Raw genomic sequence first — 22,362 nt, 5'->3', positions numbered from 1 at the left:
TGCGAATCCGCTACTGGCGGACGATTCTAAGGGCAGTTCCTTAACTTCCTAGGTGCTACACTGTGTCCACCTAGCGGAGATTTTCGTATAATGCTTTTCCTTTTGAAAGCCGCTGTCATTCACTTCTTACAACAATCTAAGAGAAAAAAGCTTTTATGAACGTTTTTCACTGTCTAAATAGATAATTGAGCAAGTTAATTGGTAAGAATGGAGGAATACTGATGTCTTCGATAGGACGTCCCGTTACAATTACGATGAACACAACGATTCGTGACGGAAATGCGCAAGATACAAACGAAATTCATACAGAAGGGCGATTCATACAAAAAGGTTCCTCTACTTATTTAAAATTTACTGAACCAACAGAAGATGAAGAAATAGATGTAACGACACAAACGGTTAAAATACAAGCGAACGAAATGAGAGTTATGAGAAGCGGCGGGGTGTCAATGAACCAACGCTTTATTCCAGGTGTGACTACAGAAGGGATATATCATAGCCCGCTCGGCGCGATGACAATGCGTACGACGACAGATCATGTCAGTTTTCAATGGAATGAAGAAGAAAGGCAAGGTGCGATTCGCCTCACTTATTCATTAGAAATGCAAGGGGAACCGACAGGCACATACGATTTGAGAGTGAAAATAAAGGAGGCAGCTGAACGACAATGAACCAAGTGGAAAAATTAAAAGAACAATTAAAGCAGGAAATTACTGCAGCAGTTTTAAAAGCTGGACTAGCAGCAGAAGAAGAGATTCCGAATGTTGTCATTGAATCACCGAAAGAAAAAGAACACGGAGATTATGCAACGAATATGGCGATGCAGCTAGCAAGGGTTGCAAAGAAAGCACCCCGCATGATTGCTGAAGACATTGCCAATCATTTTGATAAAGAAAAAGCAAATGTAGAAAAGCTTGATATTGCCGGACCAGGATTTATAAACTTCTTTATGAAACAAGATTATTTATCTGATGTCGTCTCAGCGGTACTGAATCAAGGTGAAGACTACGGAAATGTGAACGTAGGACAAGGTAAACGAATTCAGGTCGAGTTCGTATCCGCCAACCCAACTGGTACATTGCACCTTGGACATGCTAGAGGTGCTGCTGTAGGAGACTCGTTATGTAACATCTTAGAAAAAGCAGGATTTGAAGTTGCTAGAGAATATTATATTAATGATGCCGGAAACCAAATAGAAAACTTAGCCCTCTCCCTCGAAGCTCGCTACTATCAAGAGCTAGGTGAAGAAATGGACATGCCTGAGGATGGATATCACGGTCAAGATATCATCGAGTTTGCCAAAGAAATCGTTGAGACGTATGGAGATCGCTTTAAAGACAATGACCGGGAAGAGCGACTGTCATTTTTCCGTGAATACGGGCTGAAAAGAGAGCTTGATAAACTGAAAGAAGACTTAGCAAGTTTCCGTGTTTCGTTTGATAATTGGTATTCTGAAGTGTCCCTTTACTCATCTGGGAAAGTAGAAGAGGCTCTTGAAGTGTTAAAGAACAGTGGGAAAACATATGAGCAAGACGGTGCACTATGGTTCAAGTCAACTGAATATGGTGATGACAAAGATCGTGTTCTTATTAAAGGGGACGGGTCATACACGTATTTAACGCCTGATATTTCTTATCATCAAGATAAGTTTGCCCGAGGATTTGAAGAGCTTATTAACATTTGGGGAGCTGACCATCACGGCTATATTCCAAGAATGAAAGCTGCCATTCAGGCATTAGGGTTCGATAAGAATCAATTGGATGTCCAAATTATTCAGATGGTCAATTTATTTGAAAACGGCGAACGAGTAAAAATGAGCAAACGAACAGGAAAAGCTGTCACGATGCGTGATTTAATGGAGGAAGTAGGTACGGATGCGACGAGATATTTCTTCGCGATGCGTGCAGCGGATACGCATCTAGATTTTGATATGGGACTAGCCAAATCTCAATCGAATGAAAACCCGGTTTATTATGTTCAATATGCCCATGCGAGAATTTGCAGCATGCTTCGTCAAGCAAAAGAACTTGGATTTACTGTAGGTACAGAAGCGGACTTTGACAGGCTAACAGGAGATAAAGAATTAGAACTGATTAAAAAAGTCGGAGAATATCCAGAAGCGGTTGCAGATGCAGCGAATAAGCGTACACCTCATAGAATGACGAATTACATTCATGAACTCGCCCAAACGATGCACAGTTTTTATAATGCAGAAAAAGTCATTAATGAAAACGATGTTGAACAAACGAAGGCGAGATTAGGGCTAATGGAAGCGGTACGGCTAACAATTGCCAATGCACTTAAACTCGTGGGCGTTCATGCACCTGAAAAAATGTAATAGCGATGATACCTTATTGGGAGCTCTGATAAGGTATTTTTTCTCTACTCAGATAAAGTACGACATTTAACAAGAGAGAAGTTGCGTCAAACCGCATAAAAGTTGCGTTAAAGCAAGGAGAAGTTGCGTCAAACCACATAAAAGTTGCGTTAAAGCAAGGAGAAGTTGCGTCAAACCACATAAAAGTTGCGTCGAGCCACAACGTACGGCGAAGCATCGATTCGACGTCAACAGATGCGACCTCAAATAATTGCACGAACGTCTTTCTGATAGGATAGAATAAGACAAATTGTTTTAAACTGATAGAAAGTCTACGCTTATGAAAGAAGCGTATTTAAAGGGTGAATGAAATGCAGGAAATTATTTTAGCGTTGTTAGCAGGATTAATCGTTGGATTTGTCTTTGCTCTAATTAAATTGCCAATTCCAGCACCACCAGCATTGCCTGGGATTATCGGGATCATCGGCATATTTCTCGGATATAAGTTATACCAATGGGTAAGTACAATGATCGGTTAGTCGAGTATGTGAAATGGTTCAAGTGAATCTGTAACATCGGTAGGTCTACTACCTTAATAGCAAACTAATGATAGCGGGAATGATCTACACGGACTGTTCAGAAAAATACCGATTGTTCATAGGAACGGCGAATAATAAAAAGTGGTGTGAAGTTGTTACTTACAAGACTCCCACTACTTTTTATTTCTAGCTTTAGCTAAAAATAATTAAAGGAAGAGAGGAATACAATAACAGAGACTATTGATATAAGTATCCCTGAAAACCTTTGATTTTCCTGAATTTTTATTAGTCCAGTAAAAATAAGCGCAACTCCAAGTAAAAACAGCATATATGGCAACATGTTGAAGTCTATTCTAAAAGATAAGAGGTAAAGAATTAAGACTAGAGAAGCCATAATTTTTTCAGAAAATTTAAATATTTTAAGTGTCATACAATCCTCCTTACTTTTAGATTGCTTTCACATTTTAACATAACATGTCCAAGACTTAATATTATTCTTGGAAATTTATTTAATCAAAGAAAAAGTGTAATTACTTTTAATTTACTAACAAAACTATTTTTTTTGATTATTTCAGAATAGAATGAATGGCATTTTTTTCGTGATTTCGCACACACTACATTGAAGAAGTTGTACGTGTGACACGAGGGAGTGAATCAGATGCCGTGGACAGAAGCAGTAAATGAGGCACAAATTTATTATGAAAAAATAGGTTCGGGACCTAACGTGATCGTGTTTATTCATCCACCTGGGATGGGGCATGTTACTTTTCGCAGGCAAAAGCACGAATTAAAGCATGATTATACCGTTATTGGCATTGATTTACGGGGGAATGGTCGTAGCGGGATCGATGAGCGGCCCATTAGTATGGAACTCGTTGCTGATGATATCATTGCTGTACTTGATCATGAAGGAATCGACCGTGCCTTTATTTGCGGATATTCAAATGGAGGATCGATTGTCATCGAAGCGGCGATTCGCCATCCAAATCGGATTCAAGGAGTTATCGGAATCGGTTCATTTCCTGAAGTAAACAGCTTTTTACTTCGAAACGAATTTCGTTCAGGCATCATTGCTGCGAAATTAAAGCAAATGCGACTCATATCAAATGTCATTGCAATTGCTCACGAAAAAGATAAAGAAAAGCGTTCAGAGCTGAGAGATTACTTAAAAAGAACTTCACCAGCGGTTTTAGAGCAATATTACCGCATCGGGTTAAAGTATCAAGCAACAGCTAGGTTAAAGGAGATCCAGTGCCCGATCCTTTTAATTTATGGTGAAAGAGACGATTATGTCCACCATTATCGTCACCTCTTTCGAACTCATTGCCAAACAGAGGTTTCCATCATTTTAGTAGGGGAGACAGGCCATCAAGTTCCGACGAAAAAAGGACACGCTTTAAATCATATTTTAAAACAATTTATAAAGAAAACATCAGAAAAAGCCACATGACACCTTAAATGGTGTCCGTGTGGCTTTTAACGTATTCATTCACTAGGTCAGGATTTCAATAGTCTTAGCCCGTTTAAAATGACGAGCAATGTACTGCCCTCGTGTCCGATAACTCCAAGTGGCAATGTAAGCTGTTGAGCGAAATTAGCTGTAATTAATAGTAAAATGACAGCAATTGAAAAGGTCAGGTTTTGCTTAATGATACGATTTAATCGTTTTGATAGTTGTAAAGAAAGCCTTATTTTATCAAGTTCACTTTTCATTAAGACGATGTCAGCTGTATCGATTGCAACATCAGTGCCTGAACCCATAGCAATTCCTATATTCGCTTTAGCAAGTGCTGGTGCATCATTGACCCCGTCCCCGACCATAATTACCGATCCGTATCGTTCTTTTAGCGAATCAACTTCGCTTACTTTTTTTTCGGGGAGACATTCAGAGATCCATTCATCCATACCTGCTTCATTGGCAATGGATGCAGCAGTTTCTTCTTGATCGCCAGTAATCATAATCGTACTAATTCCTAATTTATCAAGTTCTCTTAACGTATTTTTGACATTTTCGCGGATCTCATCTTTGACTGCAAAAGCTGCCATAAATTCATCGTTTTTTGCTACGTATACAATCGTCTTTCCTGCTTTTTTCCACTCTGCTTCTTTCCTCTCAAATTCGTTATGAAAAGGATTTGCAAGAGTACGATTCATTAAAGATGAATTACCCAGTGTCCATTTAGCCCCATCGATCTCACTTTCAACTCCATATCCAGTCAAGTCATGAATTGTTGATAAGGAAGGAAGTGATGTTTTTGTTTTAGCGGAAGTAAATTGAAACAGAGCTTTCGCTAACGGGTGATTCGACTGTTGTTCGATGGCAGCAACAGCTGCACATACGTCACTTTCTTCATCTTCAAAATGGACATCTGTTACGGATGGGTTGCCAGTCGTAATCGTTCCAGTTTTATCAAAAGCGATTGCATTTGCTTTCGATAGCTGTTCAAGATAAACTCCTCCCTTCATGAGGACACCGTTCCTTGCTCCGGTAGAAATCGCCGAGAGAAGCGCCGGCATAATCGACGCAACGACAGCACATGGTGATGCAACGACGAGCAACACCATCGCACGATAAAATGTATCTTCGAAATTCCAGCCTAAAAAGATAATCGGAATGATGAGCATGAGTGCAACAGTAAGTAAGACGACGATGACATACGGACCTTCAACTTTTTCGATAAATTGCTGGGCAGGTGGCCGCTCAGCTTTTGCTTCTTGGACGAGCCGAATCATCTTTTGGAATAAAGAATCAGCATTTCGTTTCGTTACTTTTACAGTCATTGAGCCTTTTCCATTCATGGTTCCATTAAATACTTCATCCCCTTCTGCTTTGCTGACAGGGACGGGCTCTCCAGTTAATGTAGACTCATCAACTGATGTTTCTCCTGAGAGGACTATTCCATCGGCAGGAACGCGTTCACCTGGGCGGATTAAAATCCGGCTGCCAATTTGCAGTTCATCTACGGATACTGTTTTGATATCTTCACGATGATCAATGAGATTCGCTTCTTCTGGAGCAAGGTTCATAAGTGCTGATAAATCACGTTCACTTTTTTGTAATGTATACGTTTCAAGTGCGCCTGCAAGTGAAAAAATAAAGATTAAGATTGCTCCTTCACTCCAATAACCGATGGATGCAGCACCTATCGCGGCTAAGATCATTAATATTTCTACATTTAATGACCGGTCTTCGAGTAAATCTTCAATCCCTTCTTTCGCTTTATAAAAACCACCGAATAGAAAAGAAAAAATGTAAAAAATGACAGCTGTATTGTTCATATTTCCTTGTTCAAATAAAAAGCCTGTAAATAAGAAACATCCGCCAATAAAAGCTAAAATGATTTGCCGATGCTTCCACAGCTTCATTTCTTTTAATGTTTTAGCCATACAATGATCACTCCTTTTTTGATAAGTAAGAAAGTATAAAATTTCAATCTCTCGATTGCTGTCTAGACTTCTGGCACCACCGTCTCGAGGTCGCTTCGCCCCGGCACTTGAAGTCTTAGTTCGGACTTTTTCCTGTCGGGACTCTAGCGCTTTTCTTATTTCTTAAATGAAAACAATTGTATTTGACCTATCTCAAACTCTAATTGAGAAAAAGAATCATCATCATTACCTTTTAAAAACGCAAATGCTGTCACCCCTTAAGGTAACAGCAAACCAAGCTATGATAGTCTTGAATAAAGATTTTTCGCACCCGGGTAAAGTCTTTATATGTGTATTCACGTAAACAAAATTATTGCCAAACTAATGATAATGATTTTAAATAATATAATTATTATTTAATAATTATTATTATAAATGATAATCGTAAAAAAAGGAAACTTCCTGCTTTGAGGAAGTTTCCAATTCATAAATGCTTATAAACATTCTCATTTGTGCGTAATTTATTTATCCCTACATAAGAGGGGAAAGGACTTTTGCGACAGCCTCTTTTGAACGGTCAAACAAGGAACGTTGTTTGAGGAGCTCGAAGGTAATACGTTCACTGCTTTTGTAAAAGTCGCCATCAATCTTTTCTTTCACATGCTTAATCCATTCTTTGTCATGAATGATGCAGTTTACTTCATTGTTTAAATAAAAGCTCCGCTGATCAAAATTTGATGTACCAATGTCAATGATTTTGTCATCAACAATAATCGCTTTTGAGTGATAAAACCCTTCATAAAATTGCCGAACATCTACTCCAGCCTTTAATAATATTCTAATATTCGGATAAGCGGCATCTTTTACAAGTGGGTGATCTGGGTATTTCGGAATCAACACTTGAACATGAATACCGTTTTTTGACAGCCGGACAAGTTCATGAAGTATTGGTTTATCAGGAATAAAGTAAGGGGTTCCGATAAACACAGACTTTTCAGCTTGATCGATGATTGTCAAAATCGCTTCTTGTACGTGTGCTCCATCTGTCGGCATGATTTGCATATTTAACGAGCCGGGTTGTAATGGAGGAAAATAACGTTTCGACCTTTCAATCGCTTCTTTACTTGCCCTTTCCCAGTCAATCAAAAATTGATTTTGTAAATCTGCAACCGACTCTCCAGTAATACGTAAATGGTAATCACGCCAACGTCCAAGTTCAGGGTCTCTTCCTAAGTATTCATCTCCAAAATTAAAACCGCCGATATAAGCAATCGTTCCGTCAATAACCGTTATTTTCCTGTGATTCCGTTCATTTAAACTGTAAAAGAGCAGGGGAAAGTGGGGACGATTCGTTTTAACAAACGATATTCCCGTATCTTTTAACTTTTTAACCGTTTCCTTTGAAATACTCGATCCGACCCAATCAACCATAATTCTCACGGTAACACCTTTACGAGCTCTATTCATTAAATGCGATAACATTTTAATGCCGATACTATCGTCACGAAAAATATAAAATTGTATATGAATATGATCCTTTGCATTTTCTACAGCTTCAAACATATCATCGAAAAGCTTATCGCCGTGTGAAAAAAAGTGAGCATCGCTTTTTCTGACAGGTGATTCTTTAAATGGGATGACTTTCGATTTATGGATTCTCCGGCCGAACCAAATATCGAGCGATACCCATATAATAAATAGGATTAAAATAATGATGATGGTGAGAAAAATCGTCACAGGTTAAGTCTCTCCTAACAGAACGTACACTTTATTTTCCTTTAAGGTGCATTGAAAAGATAATAATGTTATTCCCTTAAACCGTTCATTTCAATCATTAAAAAGAAATTCATGAATGAATGTTCATTCATTTATATTTTATGTTATAATAAAAACTAAATTTAAATTATTTTCTGAAAAGGGTGTATTTTTCGTCTAAAAAACATTATTGTAATATTTATGAGTACGGAAAATACAGGAGCATGAATGACGTGAAAGAGGAGGAAAGTGAAACGACAACATTTGTAAAATTAAGACAACGATGAAAGGAGCTGTTTTAAATGGAATTAATAACGATTAACTGGATAGCCTTTCTTCTAGTTACTGGTTACGCTCTATACTTATTTGCAATGCTCGTAAAAACAAGAATTGAATACATTAAGCTTGGCCAAAAACCAGCGTTTATTAAGTCAACAAAGGAACGCTGGGATGATTTTAAAACGATGGTCATTGGACAAAAAAAATTATTGAAGGATAAGAAAAGTGGTATTATTCACGTCATGTTTTTTTACGGTTTTGTCCTCGTTCAATTTAGTGCGATTGATGTTATATGGAAAGGGCTATCTCCTGGAGGGCATCTGCCACTAGGACCGCTGTATCCATATTTCACGTTTTTCCAAGAAATTGTCGTTGTTATGATCTTAATTGCGGTCGTTTGGGCATTCCACCGACGCTATGTTGAAAAGCTTGTTCGTCTAAAACGAAATTTCAAAGCGGGGCTCGTTCTCATCTTTATTGGTGGATTGATGATCTCGAAGTTGTTTGCTAAAGGGATGGAAATCATTTGGTTAAGGAAAGAACCAACGATTGCTGAGCCAATTGCGTCTGGAATTGCAACCGTTTTCAGTACAATCGGAACAACTCCAGCTGCCGCTATGTTCTTTGTTTTCTGGTGGTTGCATCTTATGTTCTTGCTCGTCTTTCTCGTTTACATTCCACAGTCCAAGCATGCTCACTTAATTGCAGGACCTGCCAACGTCTGGGTAGGACCAACTCATAATAAGGGTCAGTTACATTCAATTAATTTTGAAGATGAGGAAGCTGAAAAATTCGGTAAAAATCAAATTGAAGATTTTGATCAAAAGCAGCTACTAGACTTATATGCATGTGTTGAATGCGGACGATGCACAAATATGTGTCCGGCTACAGCGACTGGGAAGATGCTTTCACCTATGGACTTAATTGTGAAAATGCGTGACCACTTAACAGAAAAAGGGGCAGCGGTTACATCAAAAAAGCCGTGGATGCCTGCGTATGCTTTTAACCATACAAAAGGAAATCAGCTAGCAGGAGCTGCTAGTGATGAAGCAGCGGCAACAGCGGAAGGTTACGATGTAAACTTGATTGGGGATGTTATTACCGAAGAAGAGCTTTGGGGTTGTACAACTTGTCGGAACTGTGAAGATCAATGTCCGGTCATGAATGAACACGTAGATAAAATTATTGATATGAGACGTTATCTCGTTCTTACTGAAGGGAAAATGGATTCAGAAGCACAACGTACAATTACAAATATAGAACGTCAAGGAAATCCATGGGGGATTAACCGAAAAGAACGAGAAAACTGGCGTGACGGTCGTGAAGATATTGATGTTCCAACAGTGAAAGAGATGAAGAAGAAAGGTGAAGAATTTGAATACTTGTTCTTCGTTGGTTCAATGGGCTCTTATGATAATCGCAGTCAGAAGATTGCGCAGTCATTTGCGAAAATTATGAATGCAGCTGGCATTAAATTTGCCATTCTCGGAAACAAAGAAAAGAATTCAGGGGATACACCAAGAAGAATTGGTAATGAGTTCTTATTCCAAGAGCTTGCTGCAGCAAACATCCAAGAGTTTGAGAAGCATGATATTAAAAAAATCGTCACGATTGATCCCCATACGTATAATACGTTCAAAAAGGAGTATCCAGAATTTGGTTTAGACGCAGAAGTATACCATCATACAGAGCTTCTGTTTGAATGGCTGCGAGAAGGCCGAATTAAGCCAACAAAAGAAGTAAATGAGACAATTACGTACCACGACTCCTGTTACTTAGGCCGTTACAACGATGTTTACGATCCACCGCGTGAAATATTAAAGGCGATTCCAGGTGTGAATGTCGTCGAAATGGAACGAAATCGAGAAAATGGTATGTGCTGTGGTGCCGGCGGTGGAATGATGTGGATGGAAGAGGATACAGGAACTCGTGTGAACGAAGCAAGAACTGAACAAGCATTAGCTACAACACCATCCATTATCGGCTCTGGGTGTCCGTACTGCTTAACGATGTTAAGTGATGGAACAAAGGCGAAAGAAGTAGAAGATAACGTAAAAACGTTAGATATTGTAGAAATTTTAGAAAAATCTTTAGATATAAAAGAGGAATCCGAATCTGCGTGACGAAATAATTTATTAGGAAAAATTCTAAATTTTCGGGTGATCATTTTGGTCACCCGAATAAAATGTTAGTAGAAGGTACATTATGTTTATTTCTGAAAGCGTTACCAATAAAGTGTTTCATGTCACTGAGCGAGCGTTCAATCGATTTTTCATCAAACGACTTGAAAAACAAGTTAATGCTTTGTTTTAAAAGGATTTCTTTTCAAAAGACATAAAAACATTGAAGGAGGAAGTTTCATGAGTAAAACAGTCATTGTTAGTGGAGCAAGAACACCAATAGGTCGTCTAGGCGGGAAATTGTCAGGATTTACAGCAGCACAATTAGGGGGAAAAGCAATTAAGGAAGCCTTAAACCGTGCAAACATCGATGGAAAAGAAGTCAATCATGTCATTATGGGCTCTGTCCTGCAAGGCGGGCAAGGACAGCTACCATCTCGTCAAGCAATGCATGAAGCAGGTATTCCTTGGGAAACGGAGACAGAAACGATTAATAAAGTTTGTGCTTCAGGAATGCGAAGTGTAACACTTGGGGACATTTTAATCCGCGCAGGAGAACAAGAAACCGTTGTTGCAGGTGGAATGGAATCAATGAGTCAAGCACCGTTCTTTGTAAAGGGTGCTCGTTTTGGTCTGAAAATGGGAGAGCAAAAATTCCATGACATGATGATTCATGACGGTTTAACGTGTACGTTCACTGGTGTGCACATGGGGAACTACGGAAATAACGTTGCAAAAGAACATGGGTTAACACGAGAAGCACAAGACGAATGGTCTTACAACAGTCATCAAAAAGCCGTTTCTGCAATAAGTGAAGGGAAATTTGCAGAAGAGATCGTATCTGTCGAAGTGCCGCAACGGAAAGGTGATTCTGTTGTTGTAACAGATGATGAGTCACCGCGTTCAGATACGACAGCTGAAAAACTTGGGAAATTAAAGCCTGTTTTTGGTGCAGACGGTACGATCACAGCCGGAAACGCCCCAGGGGTAAATGATGGAGCAGCAGCTTTCGTATTAATGAGTGAGGAAAAGGCAAAAGCACGTGGTGTTGAGCCATTAGCAACGATTATCGGCCACACACAGCTTGCGGTGGAACCCGAAAACTTCCCGAAAACTCCTGGTTTAGTTATTAATAAACTTTTAGATAAAACAGGTGTGAAATTAGCAGACGTCGACTTGTTTGAAGTGAATGAAGCTTTTGCAGCAGTCTCATTAGCGAGTGGGCAAATTGCAGATTTAGACCCTGCAAAAATTAATATAAATGGCGGAGCTGTCGCATTAGGACACCCAATTGGGGCAAGTGGAACGAGAATTATCCTAACACTTGCTTATGAATTGAAGCGCCGTGGTGGCGGGATCGGAATTGCCTCGATTTGCAGTGGTGGTGGTCAAGGCGATGCGGTCATGATTCAAGTGTAACTAGAATGACCGATTGAACGTTCACTTTATAGCGGTTCGTATTGAATGTGCGATTCCGGCCAACAAAAATAGGAGCTAGAGGTGAAAAGCCTAAAGCTCCGTAGTAAGGAAGCGATTACGAAATACATTAAACGTAACCACCTAACGAACTGAAAATGATAAAGCCACTTTAAACAAAGCTAAAGAAACAAGGGGGATAAACATGCAAATAAATAGGGTGATGGTCGTTGGCGCAGGCCAGATGGGATCAGGAATTGCTCAAGTTTGCGCAATGAACGGTTACGAAGTCATTCTTCACGACTTAGAGGAAGCTCATGTAGAACGAGGGTTAAGCGGCATCCGAAAGCAATTACAGCGACAAGTTGATAAAGAACGAATTTCCGAAGCAGATATGGACCGCTTTTTACAGAAAATCCGCTCATCTGTACAACTGTCGAACGCAAAAAGTGTTGATATTGTCATTGAGGCTGCAATTGAAAATATGGAAGTAAAGAAAAAACTGTTTTCAGAGCTTGATCATCTTGCACCTGAACATGCAATTTTAGCGACAAATACATCATCTTTACCGATTACTGAAATTGCAGCGGCAACGAATCGACCTGAAAAGGTGATCGGAATGCACTTTATGAATCCCGTTCCAGTCATGAAACTTGTCGAAGTCATTCGAGGACTTGCAACGAGTGATGAAGTCTTTGAAACTGTGAAAGAAATGGCGGAAAACTTAAAAAAGACTGCTGTTGAAGTAAATGATTTCCCAGGATTTGTTTCAAATCGAATTCTTATGCCTATGATCAATGAGGCGATTTATACAGTATATGAAGGTGTTGCTTCTCCGAAAGACGTCGATGAGGTCATGAAGTTAGGAATGAACCATCCAATGGGACCGCTCACATTAGCTGACTTTATCGGTCTTGATACGTGCTTATATATTATGGAAACGTTGCATGACGGTTTTGGGGATGACAAATACCGTCCGTGTCCATTATTAAGAAAATATGTAAATGCAGGCTGGTTAGGGAAGAAGGCAGGACAGGGCTTTTACAAATATGAATAGCATGTAACTAAGCTTGTCACATTCATGTTAATCCTTTTATGGCTAACAGAAAAACATAAAGTGATTTGAAATTCATCTAGGGTGAGGTGACATCTATGAATTTAAGATTTACAGAAGAACAAGAGATGATGCGGAAAATGGTCCGTCAGTTTGCTGAAGAAAAAGTAGCAGAAGCAGTCCCTCATATGGAAGAGACGGATCAATTCCCTTTTGAGGTTGTAAAAGCAATGGGAGAGCTCGGAATGATGGGAATCCCGATCCCAGAAAAATATGGCGGAGCTGGCATGGATTTTACATCCTATATTTTGGCGATTAACGAGCTTTCCAGAGTGAGTGCAACAGTAGGTGTTATTTTATCTGTTCATACATCTGTTGCAACGAATCCGATCCTTTATTTTGGGTCAGAAGAACAGAAACAACACTATATTCCAAAACTTGCTTCAGGTGAATATTTAGGTGCCTTTGCCTTAACAGAGCCAAGTTCAGGAAGTGACGCAGCTGGATTAAAAATGACAGCTAAGAAAAAAGGCGATCATTACGTATTAAATGGCTCGAAAGTATTTATTACAAATGGTGGAGCAGCAGATGTATATGTTGCATTTGCTAGGACAGATCCAGAGGCAGGCAGCAAAGGAATAAGTGCGTTTATTATCGATAAAGACACCACTGGTTTTACTGTTGGAGCAAAAGAGAAAAAAATGGGACTGTTCGGTTCGAATACGACTGAGCTTTCGTTTGACGACGCACTCGTTCCAATCGATAACTTGCTTGGTAAAGAAGGAGAAGGCTTAAAAATCGCTCTTTATAATTTAAACGCAGGAAGAATTGGCATTGCAGCACAAGCGTTAGGTATCGCAGAAGGTGCACTCAAAGCAGCAACCGATTATGCAAATGAAAGAAAACAATTCGGAAGGTCAATCGGAAGTCAGCAAGGTATCGGCTTTAAATTAGCAGATATGGCGACAAAGGTTGAAGCGTCGAGACTACTCGTTTACGAGGCAGCGTCGATGAAAGAAGCCGGAATTGCGTGCAGCAAAGAAGCTTCAATGGCAAAACTGTTTGCAGCGAATACCGCAATGGAAGTGGCAACTGAAGCGATTCAAGTATTTGGCGGCTATGGCTATACGAAAGAGTATTCTGTCGAACGCTTTTTCCGTGATGCGAAAGTGACACAAATTTATGAAGGTACGACTGAAATACAGAAAATCGTCATTAGTAAAGAGCTATTAAGGTAGGTCGGGTTCTAGAAGGATGTTGCTTACATGGAGAATATCCTCTTACAAAAATGAATCCCTATTACTGGAAGCATCTATATCCAATTTCATGAAGCGACAAAGTATACGAAAAGAGCTTAAAGTAAAGAAACGAAAGCGGGGAAAACGAAGATGAATTTCCAACTTACAGATGAACAGCAAATGATCCGTAAAATGGTACGCGATTTCGCAGAAAACGAAGTTGCACCTACAGCGGCAGAACGAGATGAAGAGGAATATTTTGACCGGGCAATTTTCGATCAAATGGCTGAACTTGGTCTAACAGGGATACCTTGGCCAGAAGAATACGGCGGGATTGGTGCTGATTATTTAAGCTATGTCATTGCAGTTGAAGAGTTATCGCGTGTATGTGCTTCTACCGGTGTGACTTTGTCAGCTCACATTTCTTTAGCTGGGTGGCCGATTTATACGTTCGGGAATGAAGAGCAAAAGCAAAAATTTCTCCGACCAATGGCAGAAGGGAAGAAAATGGGTGCTTACGGTTTAACTGAATCAGGGTCAGGTAGTGATGCTGCGAATATGAAAACGACAGCGAAGCGTGATGGAGATGATTACATCCTCGATGGTTCAAAAATCTTCATTACAAACGCAGGCGAGGCAGACATCTATGTTGTTTTTGCATTGACTGATCCAGAGAAAAAGCATAAAGGCTGTTCTGCTTTTATTGTAGAAAAGGGTACACCTGGATTCTCTATGGGGAAAAAAGAAAGCAAGCTTGGGATACGTTCGTCCCCAACATTAGAAATTATCTTTGATAATTGTCGTGTACCGAAAGAAAACCTTCTTGGTGAAGAAGGAGACGGTTTTAAAATTGCGATGATGACATTAGATGGTGGCCGTAACGGGATTGCAGCTCAAGCTGTCGGGATTGCCCAAGGAGCATTGGATGCTTCTGTCAATTATGCGAAAGAAAGAAAGCAATTTGGTAAAGCGATTGGTGATCAACAAGGGATTGGCTTTAAGATCGCTGATATGGCGACAAAAATTGAAGCATCACGCCTGCTTACTTATCAAGCTGCATGGAAGGAAAGTGAAGCTCTTCCATACGGTAAGGAATCGGCGATGTCGAAATTGTTTGCCGGCGATACAGCGATGGAAGTCACAACAGAAGCTGTGCAAGTGTTCGGTGGCTATGGCTATACGAAAGAATATCCAGTTGAACGTTACATGAGAGACGCTAAAATCACCCAAATTTATGAAGGAACGAATGAAATTCAGCGTCTAGTCATCGCGAAAATGCTGTTAAAAGGGTAATGACAATTAATTGAATATGGTCATTCTTTTTAAAATTAAAATGAATCAAACTGAATTGGCAAATGAAGAATGAAATATCCGGACATTGGAACATGACTGTTAAGAAAGGAGGCGGGGCAAGTGGATTTAGCAGAACGAATACGTGAAGGAAACCATCGAGCACTAGCGAAGGCAATTTCACTTGTTGAAGACCGGAAACCAGGCTACAGATCTTTATTGTCCCGCCTTTATGAGAACGAAGATAAAGGGCAAATAATTGGCATTACAGGATCTCCAGGAGCGGGGAAAAGTTCGCTCGTTAATGAATTAGTAAAAGAATGGAGAAAAGCTGGAAAAACAGTGGCAATAGCAGCGGTAGATCCTACTAGCCCGTTCTCAGGTGGTGCCTTGCTCGGCGACCGGGTAAGAATGCGTGATCACGAAGAAGATGATGGAGTATTTGTCCGCAGTATGGGGACAAGAGGCAGTTTAGGCGGACTTTCTGAATCTTGTCAGGATGTCGTTCGACTGATGAGTGCATCTGGATTTGACCTTGTCATCGTCGAAACGGTAGGTGTCGGACAGTCAGAACTCGACATTATGAAAACGGCTGATACTGTCGCACTCGTTCTTTATCCTTCTGGTGGAGATGTGATTCAAGCATTTAAAGCCGGGATTATGGAGATTGCTGACCTCTTTATTATTAATAAAGCTGATCTTCCGGGTGTGGAACAGCTTAAAGGGGAACTGCAAGATTTACTTCATATATCGGAAAGAGCAGGAAAGTGGTTACCGCCAATTGTAGAAACGATTTCAATAGAAGGAAAAGGAATGAAAGAAGTAGTCACTAGTTTAACAGATCACTTCCATTTTTTACGATCGTCCGATCAGTGGACTGAACGAAGGCTCAGTCAGAGAAAACTCGAAGTGTCCCGACGGTTAAAAGAACAATTTATGTTTGAGATTTCCCCTCTAATAGAACACCATTTCACCCAGCGTGAAGGAATTGACGCAGACCCCTATGACATCGCAGAGCAAATATTTCAAAGGTGGAAAAAGGGTGAAGTCGAGGAGAGGAGAGGGTTAAAGTGAAAAAGAAACAGGTCCCATCAATGGTAAAAGACCAACGTCTCATTAAAAAGCGTAGAGAACAAATTGTAAAAGCGGCCGTAAAGCTTTTCAATGAAAAAGGCTACCATGGAACGACAACGAGAGAAGTGGCTCAAGCATCGGGATTTAGTATTGGTACGCTATATGAATATATTGGATCAAAAGAAGATATTCTTTATTTAGTTTGTGATGCTGTCTATGACCAAGTGATGGAAAAATGGGAATATTTAATGGATAGGAATTTACAAGGACTTGAACGGTTGCGACAAGTTATTGAAGCTTATTTTAATGTCGTCGATGATTTGCAAGATGAAGTTCTCGTTTTATATCAAGAATCGAAATCGCTTACAAAAGAAGCATTGAATTACGTTTTACAAAAAGAATTAAATATGAAAGAAATGTTTGCAAAAGAGTTAAAGTCTTGTATGGATAATGGAATCATCCATCTAGAGGAACAAGAAATTTCATTAGCTTGCCATAACATCCTCGTTTCCGGTCACATGTGGACGTTCCGCCGCTGGGCTATTCAAAAAGATTATACGTTTGAACAATATTGTAAATGGCAAATGAATCAGCTTTTTCACGGTTTCCGGTTAAAAGAATCGTGTAGAGAGACACCTGCATTAGAGACGATAGCAAACACGGAGGGAGAACGATGAAAAAATACGAACCGAAAAACCCAATTCGTTTTGTCACCGCATCAAGTTTATTTGATGGACACGATGCCTCGATAAACATTATGCGAAGAATGCTTCAAGCTTCAGGAGCAGAAGTCATTCATCTAGGTCATAACCGGTCGGTAGATGAGGTTGTTCAAGCGGCAATTCAGGAGGATGTTCAAGGAATTGCGATTTCCTCGTATCAAGGAGGGCATGTCGAATATTTTAAATATCTTTATGATTTGCTGCAAGAAAAGGGTGCTGACCATATTCAAATTTTCGGTGGCGGTGGTGGTGTTATCATTCCCGCAGAAATAAAAGAACTCCACGAATATGGGATCAGACAAATTTTTTCACCTGAAGACGGGCGTAAAAACGGTCTTCAAGGGATGATTAATCAGATGATGGAAGCGTGTGATTTTGCCTTAGATGATGTAGCAAAGGTTAGTAAGGAGCAGATTCACAGTCGGGAAATGGGATCGGTTGCAAGGTTAATTAGTATCGCTGAAAAACGTGCATTTGATGAAGGTGTGCCAGAGGATATTCAAGCTTTTTTTGAAGATACAATCTTTGACGTTCAAGAATCGAATACTCCGATACTTGGAATTACAGGTACAGGCGGAGCCGGAAAAAGCTCACTTACAGACGAACTCGTTCTTCGCTTTCTTAGAGCATTCGAAGATAAAACGTTAGCGATCCTCTCGGTTGACCCGACTAAGAAAAAAACGGGTGGAGCATTACTCGGAGACCGAATCCGGATGAATGCGATCCACTCCCCGCGCGTATACATGCGTTCACTCGCAACACGTGACAGCAGCCAGGAGCTTTCGAAGGCAATTGAAGAGGCGATTCGAGTTGTAAAAGCAGCCGGGTACGATTTAATTATTGTTGAAACGAGTGGAATCGGGCAAGGTGATGCAGCAATCACCGATGTCGCTGACGTATCGATGTACGTGATGACGAGTGAATTCGGGGCACCTTCGCAGCTTGAAAAAATTGATATGATCGATTTTGCTGATATTGTCGCGATTAATAAGTTTGATCGTAAAGGATCAGAGGATGCTCTTCGTGAGGTAAGAAAGCAGTATCAGCGAAGCCGGACACTGTTTGATGAACAACCGGAGGATATGCCTGTTTATGGTACGATTGCAAGTCAATTTAATGATCCCGGAACAAACAGACTGTTTTATGAACTGATGTCGATCTTGAATCGTAAATATGACCATGGATTTGATACAGTCCTTGGGAAAGGCGATGAACTTTCTACAAAAAGGGTGATCATTCCTTCGGAGCAAATTCATTATTTACGGGAAATATCCGATACGGTCCGCAATTATCATAAAGAAACAGAAGAAGAGGCGAATAAAGCGCGTCGGCTTTTTCAAATTGAAGGTACACTTGAGGCGCTGGCCGAAAAAGGGAAAAATGGTGACCACCACGGATTAATTGAGCTTAAAGAAGAATATACTTCGGAAATGAAGCCTGATACGAAGGAAGTTATCTATACGTGGGAAGACAAGAAAGAAAAATATAAACAAGATCAATACGTTATTAAAATTCGTGACAAAGAAATCGTAACAGAGTTAAAAACGAGAAGTCTTTCAGGTTTGGATATTCCGAAAGTAGCTTTACCTAAATATAAAGATTACGGAGACATTGTCCGCTGGGTTCGTAGAGAAAATGTACCAGGTGAATTCCCATATACGGCAGGGGTATTCCCGTTCAAACGAAAAGGGGAAGATCCGAAGCGGCAGTTTGCCGGGGAAGGAAGCCCTGAACGAACGAACCGTCGTTTTCACTATTTGTCAAAAGATGATGATGCGAAGCGGTTAAGTACAGCATTTGATTCGGTCACATTGTATGGGGAAGATCCAGGGCATCGTCCTGACATTTATGGAAAGGTCGGGGAAAGCGGGGTCAGCATTTGTACATTGAATGATATGAAGAAGCTGTACGACGGATTTGACTTATGCGCTCCGTCAACATCTGTTTCGATGACGATCAACGGTCCTGCACCGATCATTTTGGCGATGTTCATGAACACAGCAATCGATCAGCAGATTGAAGCGTATACTGTGCAAAATGGACGTGAACCTTCACCAGCAGAGAGAGAAGAAATTAAAGCACGCACTTTGTCTACTGTTCGTGGAACCGTCCAAGCAGATATATTGAAAGAGGACCAAGGTCAAAACACGTGCATTTTCAGTACAGAGTTCGCTCTAAGAATGATGGGGGATATTCAGCAATATTTCATCGATCATAAAGTACGAAACTACTATTCTGTATCGATTTCTGGTTATCACATTGCCGAAGCGGGAGCGAATCCGATCAGTCAGTTAGCTTTTACTTTGGCAAACGGGTTTACGTACGTCGAGTATTACTTAAGCCGTGGTATGGATATCGATGATTTTGCACCGAATTTATCGTTCTTCTTCAGTAATGGTCTTGACCCGGAGTATACCGTTATCGGCCGCGTTGCTCGCCGTATTTGGGCAATTGCGATGAAAAATAAATATGGTGGTAATGAACGAAGTCAAAAATTAAAATATCATATTCAAACGTCTGGCCGTTCATTGCACGCTCAAGAAGTTGATTTTAATGATATTCGTACGACACTGCAGGCGCTTCTAGCAATCTATGATAATTGTAACTCGCTTCATACGAATGCTTACGATGAAGCAGTGACGACGCCAACAGAAGAAAGTGTCCGACGTGCGATGGCGATTCAATTGATCATTTCAAAAGAGATGGGGCTAGCTAAAAATGAAAATCCGCAACAAGGTTCCTTTATCGTAGAAGAATTAACAGATCTCGTTGAAGAAGCGGTTTTAATTGAGCTTGAGCGGATGAATGATCGCGGCGGCGTCCTTGGAGCGATGGAAACCCAGTACCAGCGTGGAAAAATTCAAGAAGAATCTCTTTTGTATGAAACGAAAAAACATAACGGCGACCTTCCGATCATCGGGGTTAATACGTATTTAAATCCGAACGCCCCGGACGAAGATGATTTCGATATGGAATTAGCTCGTGCAACGAAAGAGGAAAAAGAGGGTCAAATCGAATATTTACGCGAATTCCAGGAATCCAGAATGACGGAAGCATCAGATGCATTAGCAAATCTTAAGCAAGTCGCTTTAAGCGGCGGGAATTTGTTTGAAGAATTAATGGAAACAGTCAAAGTAGCAAGTCTCGGCCAAATTACCGCAGCACTTTATGAAGTCGGTGGCAAATACCGAAGAAACCTATAAAAGTCTTATTCGAAGAGGACCAATCGCAGGTCCTCTTCATTCATTAAGAGAAAAAAATAATTCCCTTCCATGACCACCTTCCGAATTTCCAAGTTTCCAAATTCCCAAGTTTCTAAATTCCTAAATTACCAAATTTACCCATGTTCCTGGCGCATGGAAAACATAGTAAAAAATAGTGAAACATAGTAATACCTGAATCCGTGATAACCGTGTTGATATGCCATACATCTACTCGCTTTCCGCGGGCGATCCGCGAGCCTCCTCAAACTCCACTTCGTTTCGTTCTGCGGGGTCTCGCCAGGCTCGCTTTTCCCGCAGGAAAGAGGATTGCTTCTTCGAAAATACATCGATTTGTCTCGACGGATATACGACAGAGCCATACTAGTAGAGGAAGAGACAGTCTCGTAGATTCCTGACATATCAACGGTACTCTTATGTATGACTGTTTTTAAGTTTACTACATAAACCTCACAAAAAAATGCTTTTTGTGAGCTGCAAAAATGATATCATCACAAAAAGTTACATTGAAAAAGTGGAATATATTCGCTTAAATGTTAGAAACCACGGACTATGATTACCAAATTTCAAATAGAGCTTGCGAGCGTGTGATACCATCTTTGATGCTAGAGTTATTAAATTATGGATCACAGTTTTCACTCTTCGACGGAACACTTTTTTCTTCAGTGAGGCATCTTCTTCTTTCAGGCTCTCTTGTCCAATGATACGTAGTAAATGATAAGTAAAGCACCCTAAATGTAAAATGAGGTCATTGGTACAAAACTTTCCCGAAGGAAATCGTTCTAAGTCTAAGTCCGTTTTCAATTCACGATGGAATTGTTCGCAAGTGCCGTGTTCATGGTAAAGTTCTATTACTTCTTCAGGTTCAATGTCTAATGTAGTCCAGTAGCTTTCAAATTCAACTTCTGGAATGATGAGATTTTGACCATGTTTATCTATTGTTCTTTCAACTACTTTATACACTTGACGTAAAGGATTCTTCATACCTTTTGGTGTTACTGAAACAGAGCCAAATATAGATACGTTTACCATCTCTTGATGGAGCTTGGTTCCCTTTCTGTTCTGCAATCATTAACCAAGTTTCTGGCTTCTCTCGTCGGGGATTTCTTTTGATGATAAAATCTACTTTTTCATCAACACAGACTTTAAGATTATCGATACGATCATTTCCCCGTCCGCGCGGACGAGTAAAGGCAAGTTGGTTAATTCTTTGGCGTAACGAATCGATTCTTTTAAGAAAACATCTGTATCTTTTTGTACATGGGTTTTCCCTTCACGCAGTTCTACATTAACAACATAGCCTTCTTGACCAATGTAGCTAAAATTCGGTGCATAACCGTCACATCCTTTATAAGTCCTGCTCACTCCTTCTTTCTTGGTATTTGAGTTATCAAAAGGAGACACGTCTAAATCCAGTGGAATGAACTTTGTTTCTCCATCCATAAGTATCGTTGGTGTGACAGGGCAATCGAATTGCCTAATGAGATGAGTCGACTCTTCTAAGAGGACCTCTTTCCAATCATCTACTTTAGATATTTGATTCATTCTTTGTCGTAATGTAGCACTCGATGGAACACTTTTTTATACCTAATGCACGATAGAAGAAGGGATCTTTTCGGAATGGTTCGATATGGTCAAAATCGTTCTTACTCTGACATAGAATCCCGATATAAGATGTGATGACATCACCATTTCTAATGGCTGGAGCAGATTTTATCTCAGGAACATTTAAGCTAGTTAAACGAGTGGAGAGTTCCGTTTTTGATAAAAGTAAACCAATTTAGACCTAATCCAGAATGAGTGGATACAGTTTCATCAGAGGCTTCTAAAATAAATTTCATCATAACACCTTCCTGGTGAATAAGAATTTGAACCAAAAACAGTTCCTATTCTTATTATAGCAAGGTTTGAAGACTTATTTATGAAGAACCTTCTGTTCACTCGAAGAAGTGAATGGCGGCGACTCCAGCG

At 40.1% G+C, this 22,362-nt stretch carries 15 protein-coding genes and 1 pseudogene; 12 read left to right on the top strand and 4 right to left on the bottom strand.

The features are described 5' to 3' along the window. The first annotated feature begins 221 nt into the window (after positions 1-221). The 3 genes from CD001_RS01705 (at position 222) to CD001_RS01695 (ending at position 2,856) form a co-directional block, all read left to right on the top strand. A complete protein-coding gene (locus tag CD001_RS01705; RefSeq protein ID WP_096185916.1) occupies positions 222-671 on the top strand; it encodes a DUF1934 domain-containing protein in 450 nt (149 codons plus the stop codon). Next, on the top strand, positions 668-2,338 hold the full coding sequence (gene argS / locus CD001_RS01700) for an arginine--tRNA ligase (protein ID WP_096185915.1): 1,671 nt from the start codon (positions 668-670) through the stop codon (positions 2,336-2,338). Before CD001_RS01705 ends, argS begins: the two co-directional genes overlap by 4 nt. Positions 2,339-2,688: 350 nt before the next feature. Beyond that, on the top strand, positions 2,689-2,856 hold the full coding sequence (locus tag CD001_RS01695; RefSeq protein ID WP_096185914.1) for a XapX domain-containing protein: 168 nt from the start codon (positions 2,689-2,691) through the stop codon (positions 2,854-2,856). A gap of 196 nt (positions 2,857-3,052) precedes the next feature. On the opposite strand, the gene CD001_RS27205 is transcribed toward CD001_RS01695, so the two are convergent. Then, positions 3,053-3,184 carry a DUF3953 domain-containing protein gene (locus CD001_RS27205; protein WP_407081133.1) on the bottom strand — a complete coding sequence of 44 codons (132 nt, stop codon included), beginning with the start codon at positions 3,182-3,184 and terminating at the stop codon, positions 3,053-3,055. A 330-nt stretch (positions 3,185-3,514) separates the two neighbouring features. Between CD001_RS27205 and CD001_RS01685 the strand changes: the two genes are divergently transcribed. Beyond that, positions 3,515-4,306: an alpha/beta fold hydrolase gene (locus CD001_RS01685; RefSeq protein WP_096185912.1), complete on the top strand. Its 792-nt coding sequence runs from the start codon at positions 3,515-3,517 to the stop codon at positions 4,304-4,306. Positions 4,307-4,353: 47 nt separating this feature from the next. Here CD001_RS01685 and CD001_RS01680 read toward each other — a convergent pair whose 3' ends face one another. Both CD001_RS01680 and cls read right to left on the bottom strand, forming a co-directional pair. Then, on the bottom strand, positions 4,354-6,243 hold the full coding sequence (locus CD001_RS01680) for a heavy metal translocating P-type ATPase (protein ID WP_096185911.1): 1,890 nt from the start codon (positions 6,241-6,243) through the stop codon (positions 4,354-4,356). Positions 6,244-6,753: 510 nt separating this feature from the next. Next, positions 6,754-7,959 (bottom strand): cardiolipin synthase, encoded by a 1,206-nt coding sequence (cls, locus tag CD001_RS01675; protein WP_257009680.1) that lies wholly within the window; start codon positions 7,957-7,959, stop codon positions 6,754-6,756. Between the two features lie 320 nt (positions 7,960-8,279). Here cls and CD001_RS01670 point away from each other — a divergent pair, with 320 nt between their 5' ends. The 8 genes from CD001_RS01670 to icmF all read left to right on the top strand — a co-directional run bounded on the left by CD001_RS01670 (position 8,280) and on the right by icmF (position 20,373). Beyond that, complete coding sequence (locus CD001_RS01670; protein ID WP_096185910.1) at positions 8,280-10,379, top strand: (Fe-S)-binding protein; 2,100 nt, start codon at positions 8,280-8,282, stop codon at positions 10,377-10,379. Positions 10,380-10,616: 237 nt separating this feature from the next. After that, on the top strand, positions 10,617-11,795 hold the full coding sequence (locus tag CD001_RS01665) for an acetyl-CoA C-acetyltransferase (RefSeq protein ID WP_096185909.1): 1,179 nt from the start codon (positions 10,617-10,619) through the stop codon (positions 11,793-11,795). A gap of 202 nt (positions 11,796-11,997) precedes the next feature. Next, positions 11,998-12,849, top strand: a complete 852-nt coding sequence (locus CD001_RS01660) for a 3-hydroxybutyryl-CoA dehydrogenase (RefSeq protein WP_096185908.1) — start codon at positions 11,998-12,000, stop codon at positions 12,847-12,849. A gap of 95 nt (positions 12,850-12,944) precedes the next feature. After that, entirely contained in the window at positions 12,945-14,084 is a 1,140-nt protein-coding gene (locus tag CD001_RS01655) for an acyl-CoA dehydrogenase (protein WP_096185907.1), read from the top strand. 150 nt (positions 14,085-14,234) lie between these two features. Beyond that, the gene (locus tag CD001_RS01650; protein WP_096185906.1) at positions 14,235-15,377 is read left to right on the top strand and encodes an acyl-CoA dehydrogenase; all 1,143 of its coding nucleotides are present in this window, start codon (positions 14,235-14,237) and stop codon (positions 15,375-15,377) included. Positions 15,378-15,497: 120 nt separating this feature from the next. Continuing rightward, positions 15,498-16,448 carry a methylmalonyl Co-A mutase-associated GTPase MeaB gene (gene meaB / locus CD001_RS01645; RefSeq protein WP_179298569.1) on the top strand — a complete coding sequence of 317 codons (951 nt, stop codon included), beginning with the start codon at positions 15,498-15,500 and terminating at the stop codon, positions 16,446-16,448. Beyond that, positions 16,445-17,125: a TetR/AcrR family transcriptional regulator gene (locus tag CD001_RS01640; protein ID WP_096185904.1), complete on the top strand. Its 681-nt coding sequence runs from the start codon at positions 16,445-16,447 to the stop codon at positions 17,123-17,125. Before meaB ends, CD001_RS01640 begins: the two co-directional genes overlap by 4 nt. Next, complete coding sequence (gene icmF, locus CD001_RS01635) at positions 17,122-20,373, top strand: fused isobutyryl-CoA mutase/GTPase IcmF (RefSeq protein ID WP_096185903.1); 3,252 nt, start codon at positions 17,122-17,124, stop codon at positions 20,371-20,373. Before CD001_RS01640 ends, icmF begins: the two co-directional genes overlap by 4 nt. Positions 20,374-20,892: 519 nt before the next feature. On the opposite strand, the pseudogene CD001_RS01630 reads toward icmF, so the two are convergent. After that, positions 20,893-22,235 (bottom strand): annotated as a pseudogene (locus CD001_RS01630) (IS1380 family transposase). Positions 22,236-22,362 lie beyond the last annotated feature (127 nt).

It is taken from the genome of Evansella halocellulosilytica, assembly GCF_002335745.1.
Taxonomy (GTDB): Bacteria; Bacillota; Bacilli; order Bacillales; family Salisediminibacteriaceae; genus Bacillus_CA; species Bacillus_CA halocellulosilytica.
This window is presented reverse-complemented; position numbering and strand designations above follow the sequence as displayed.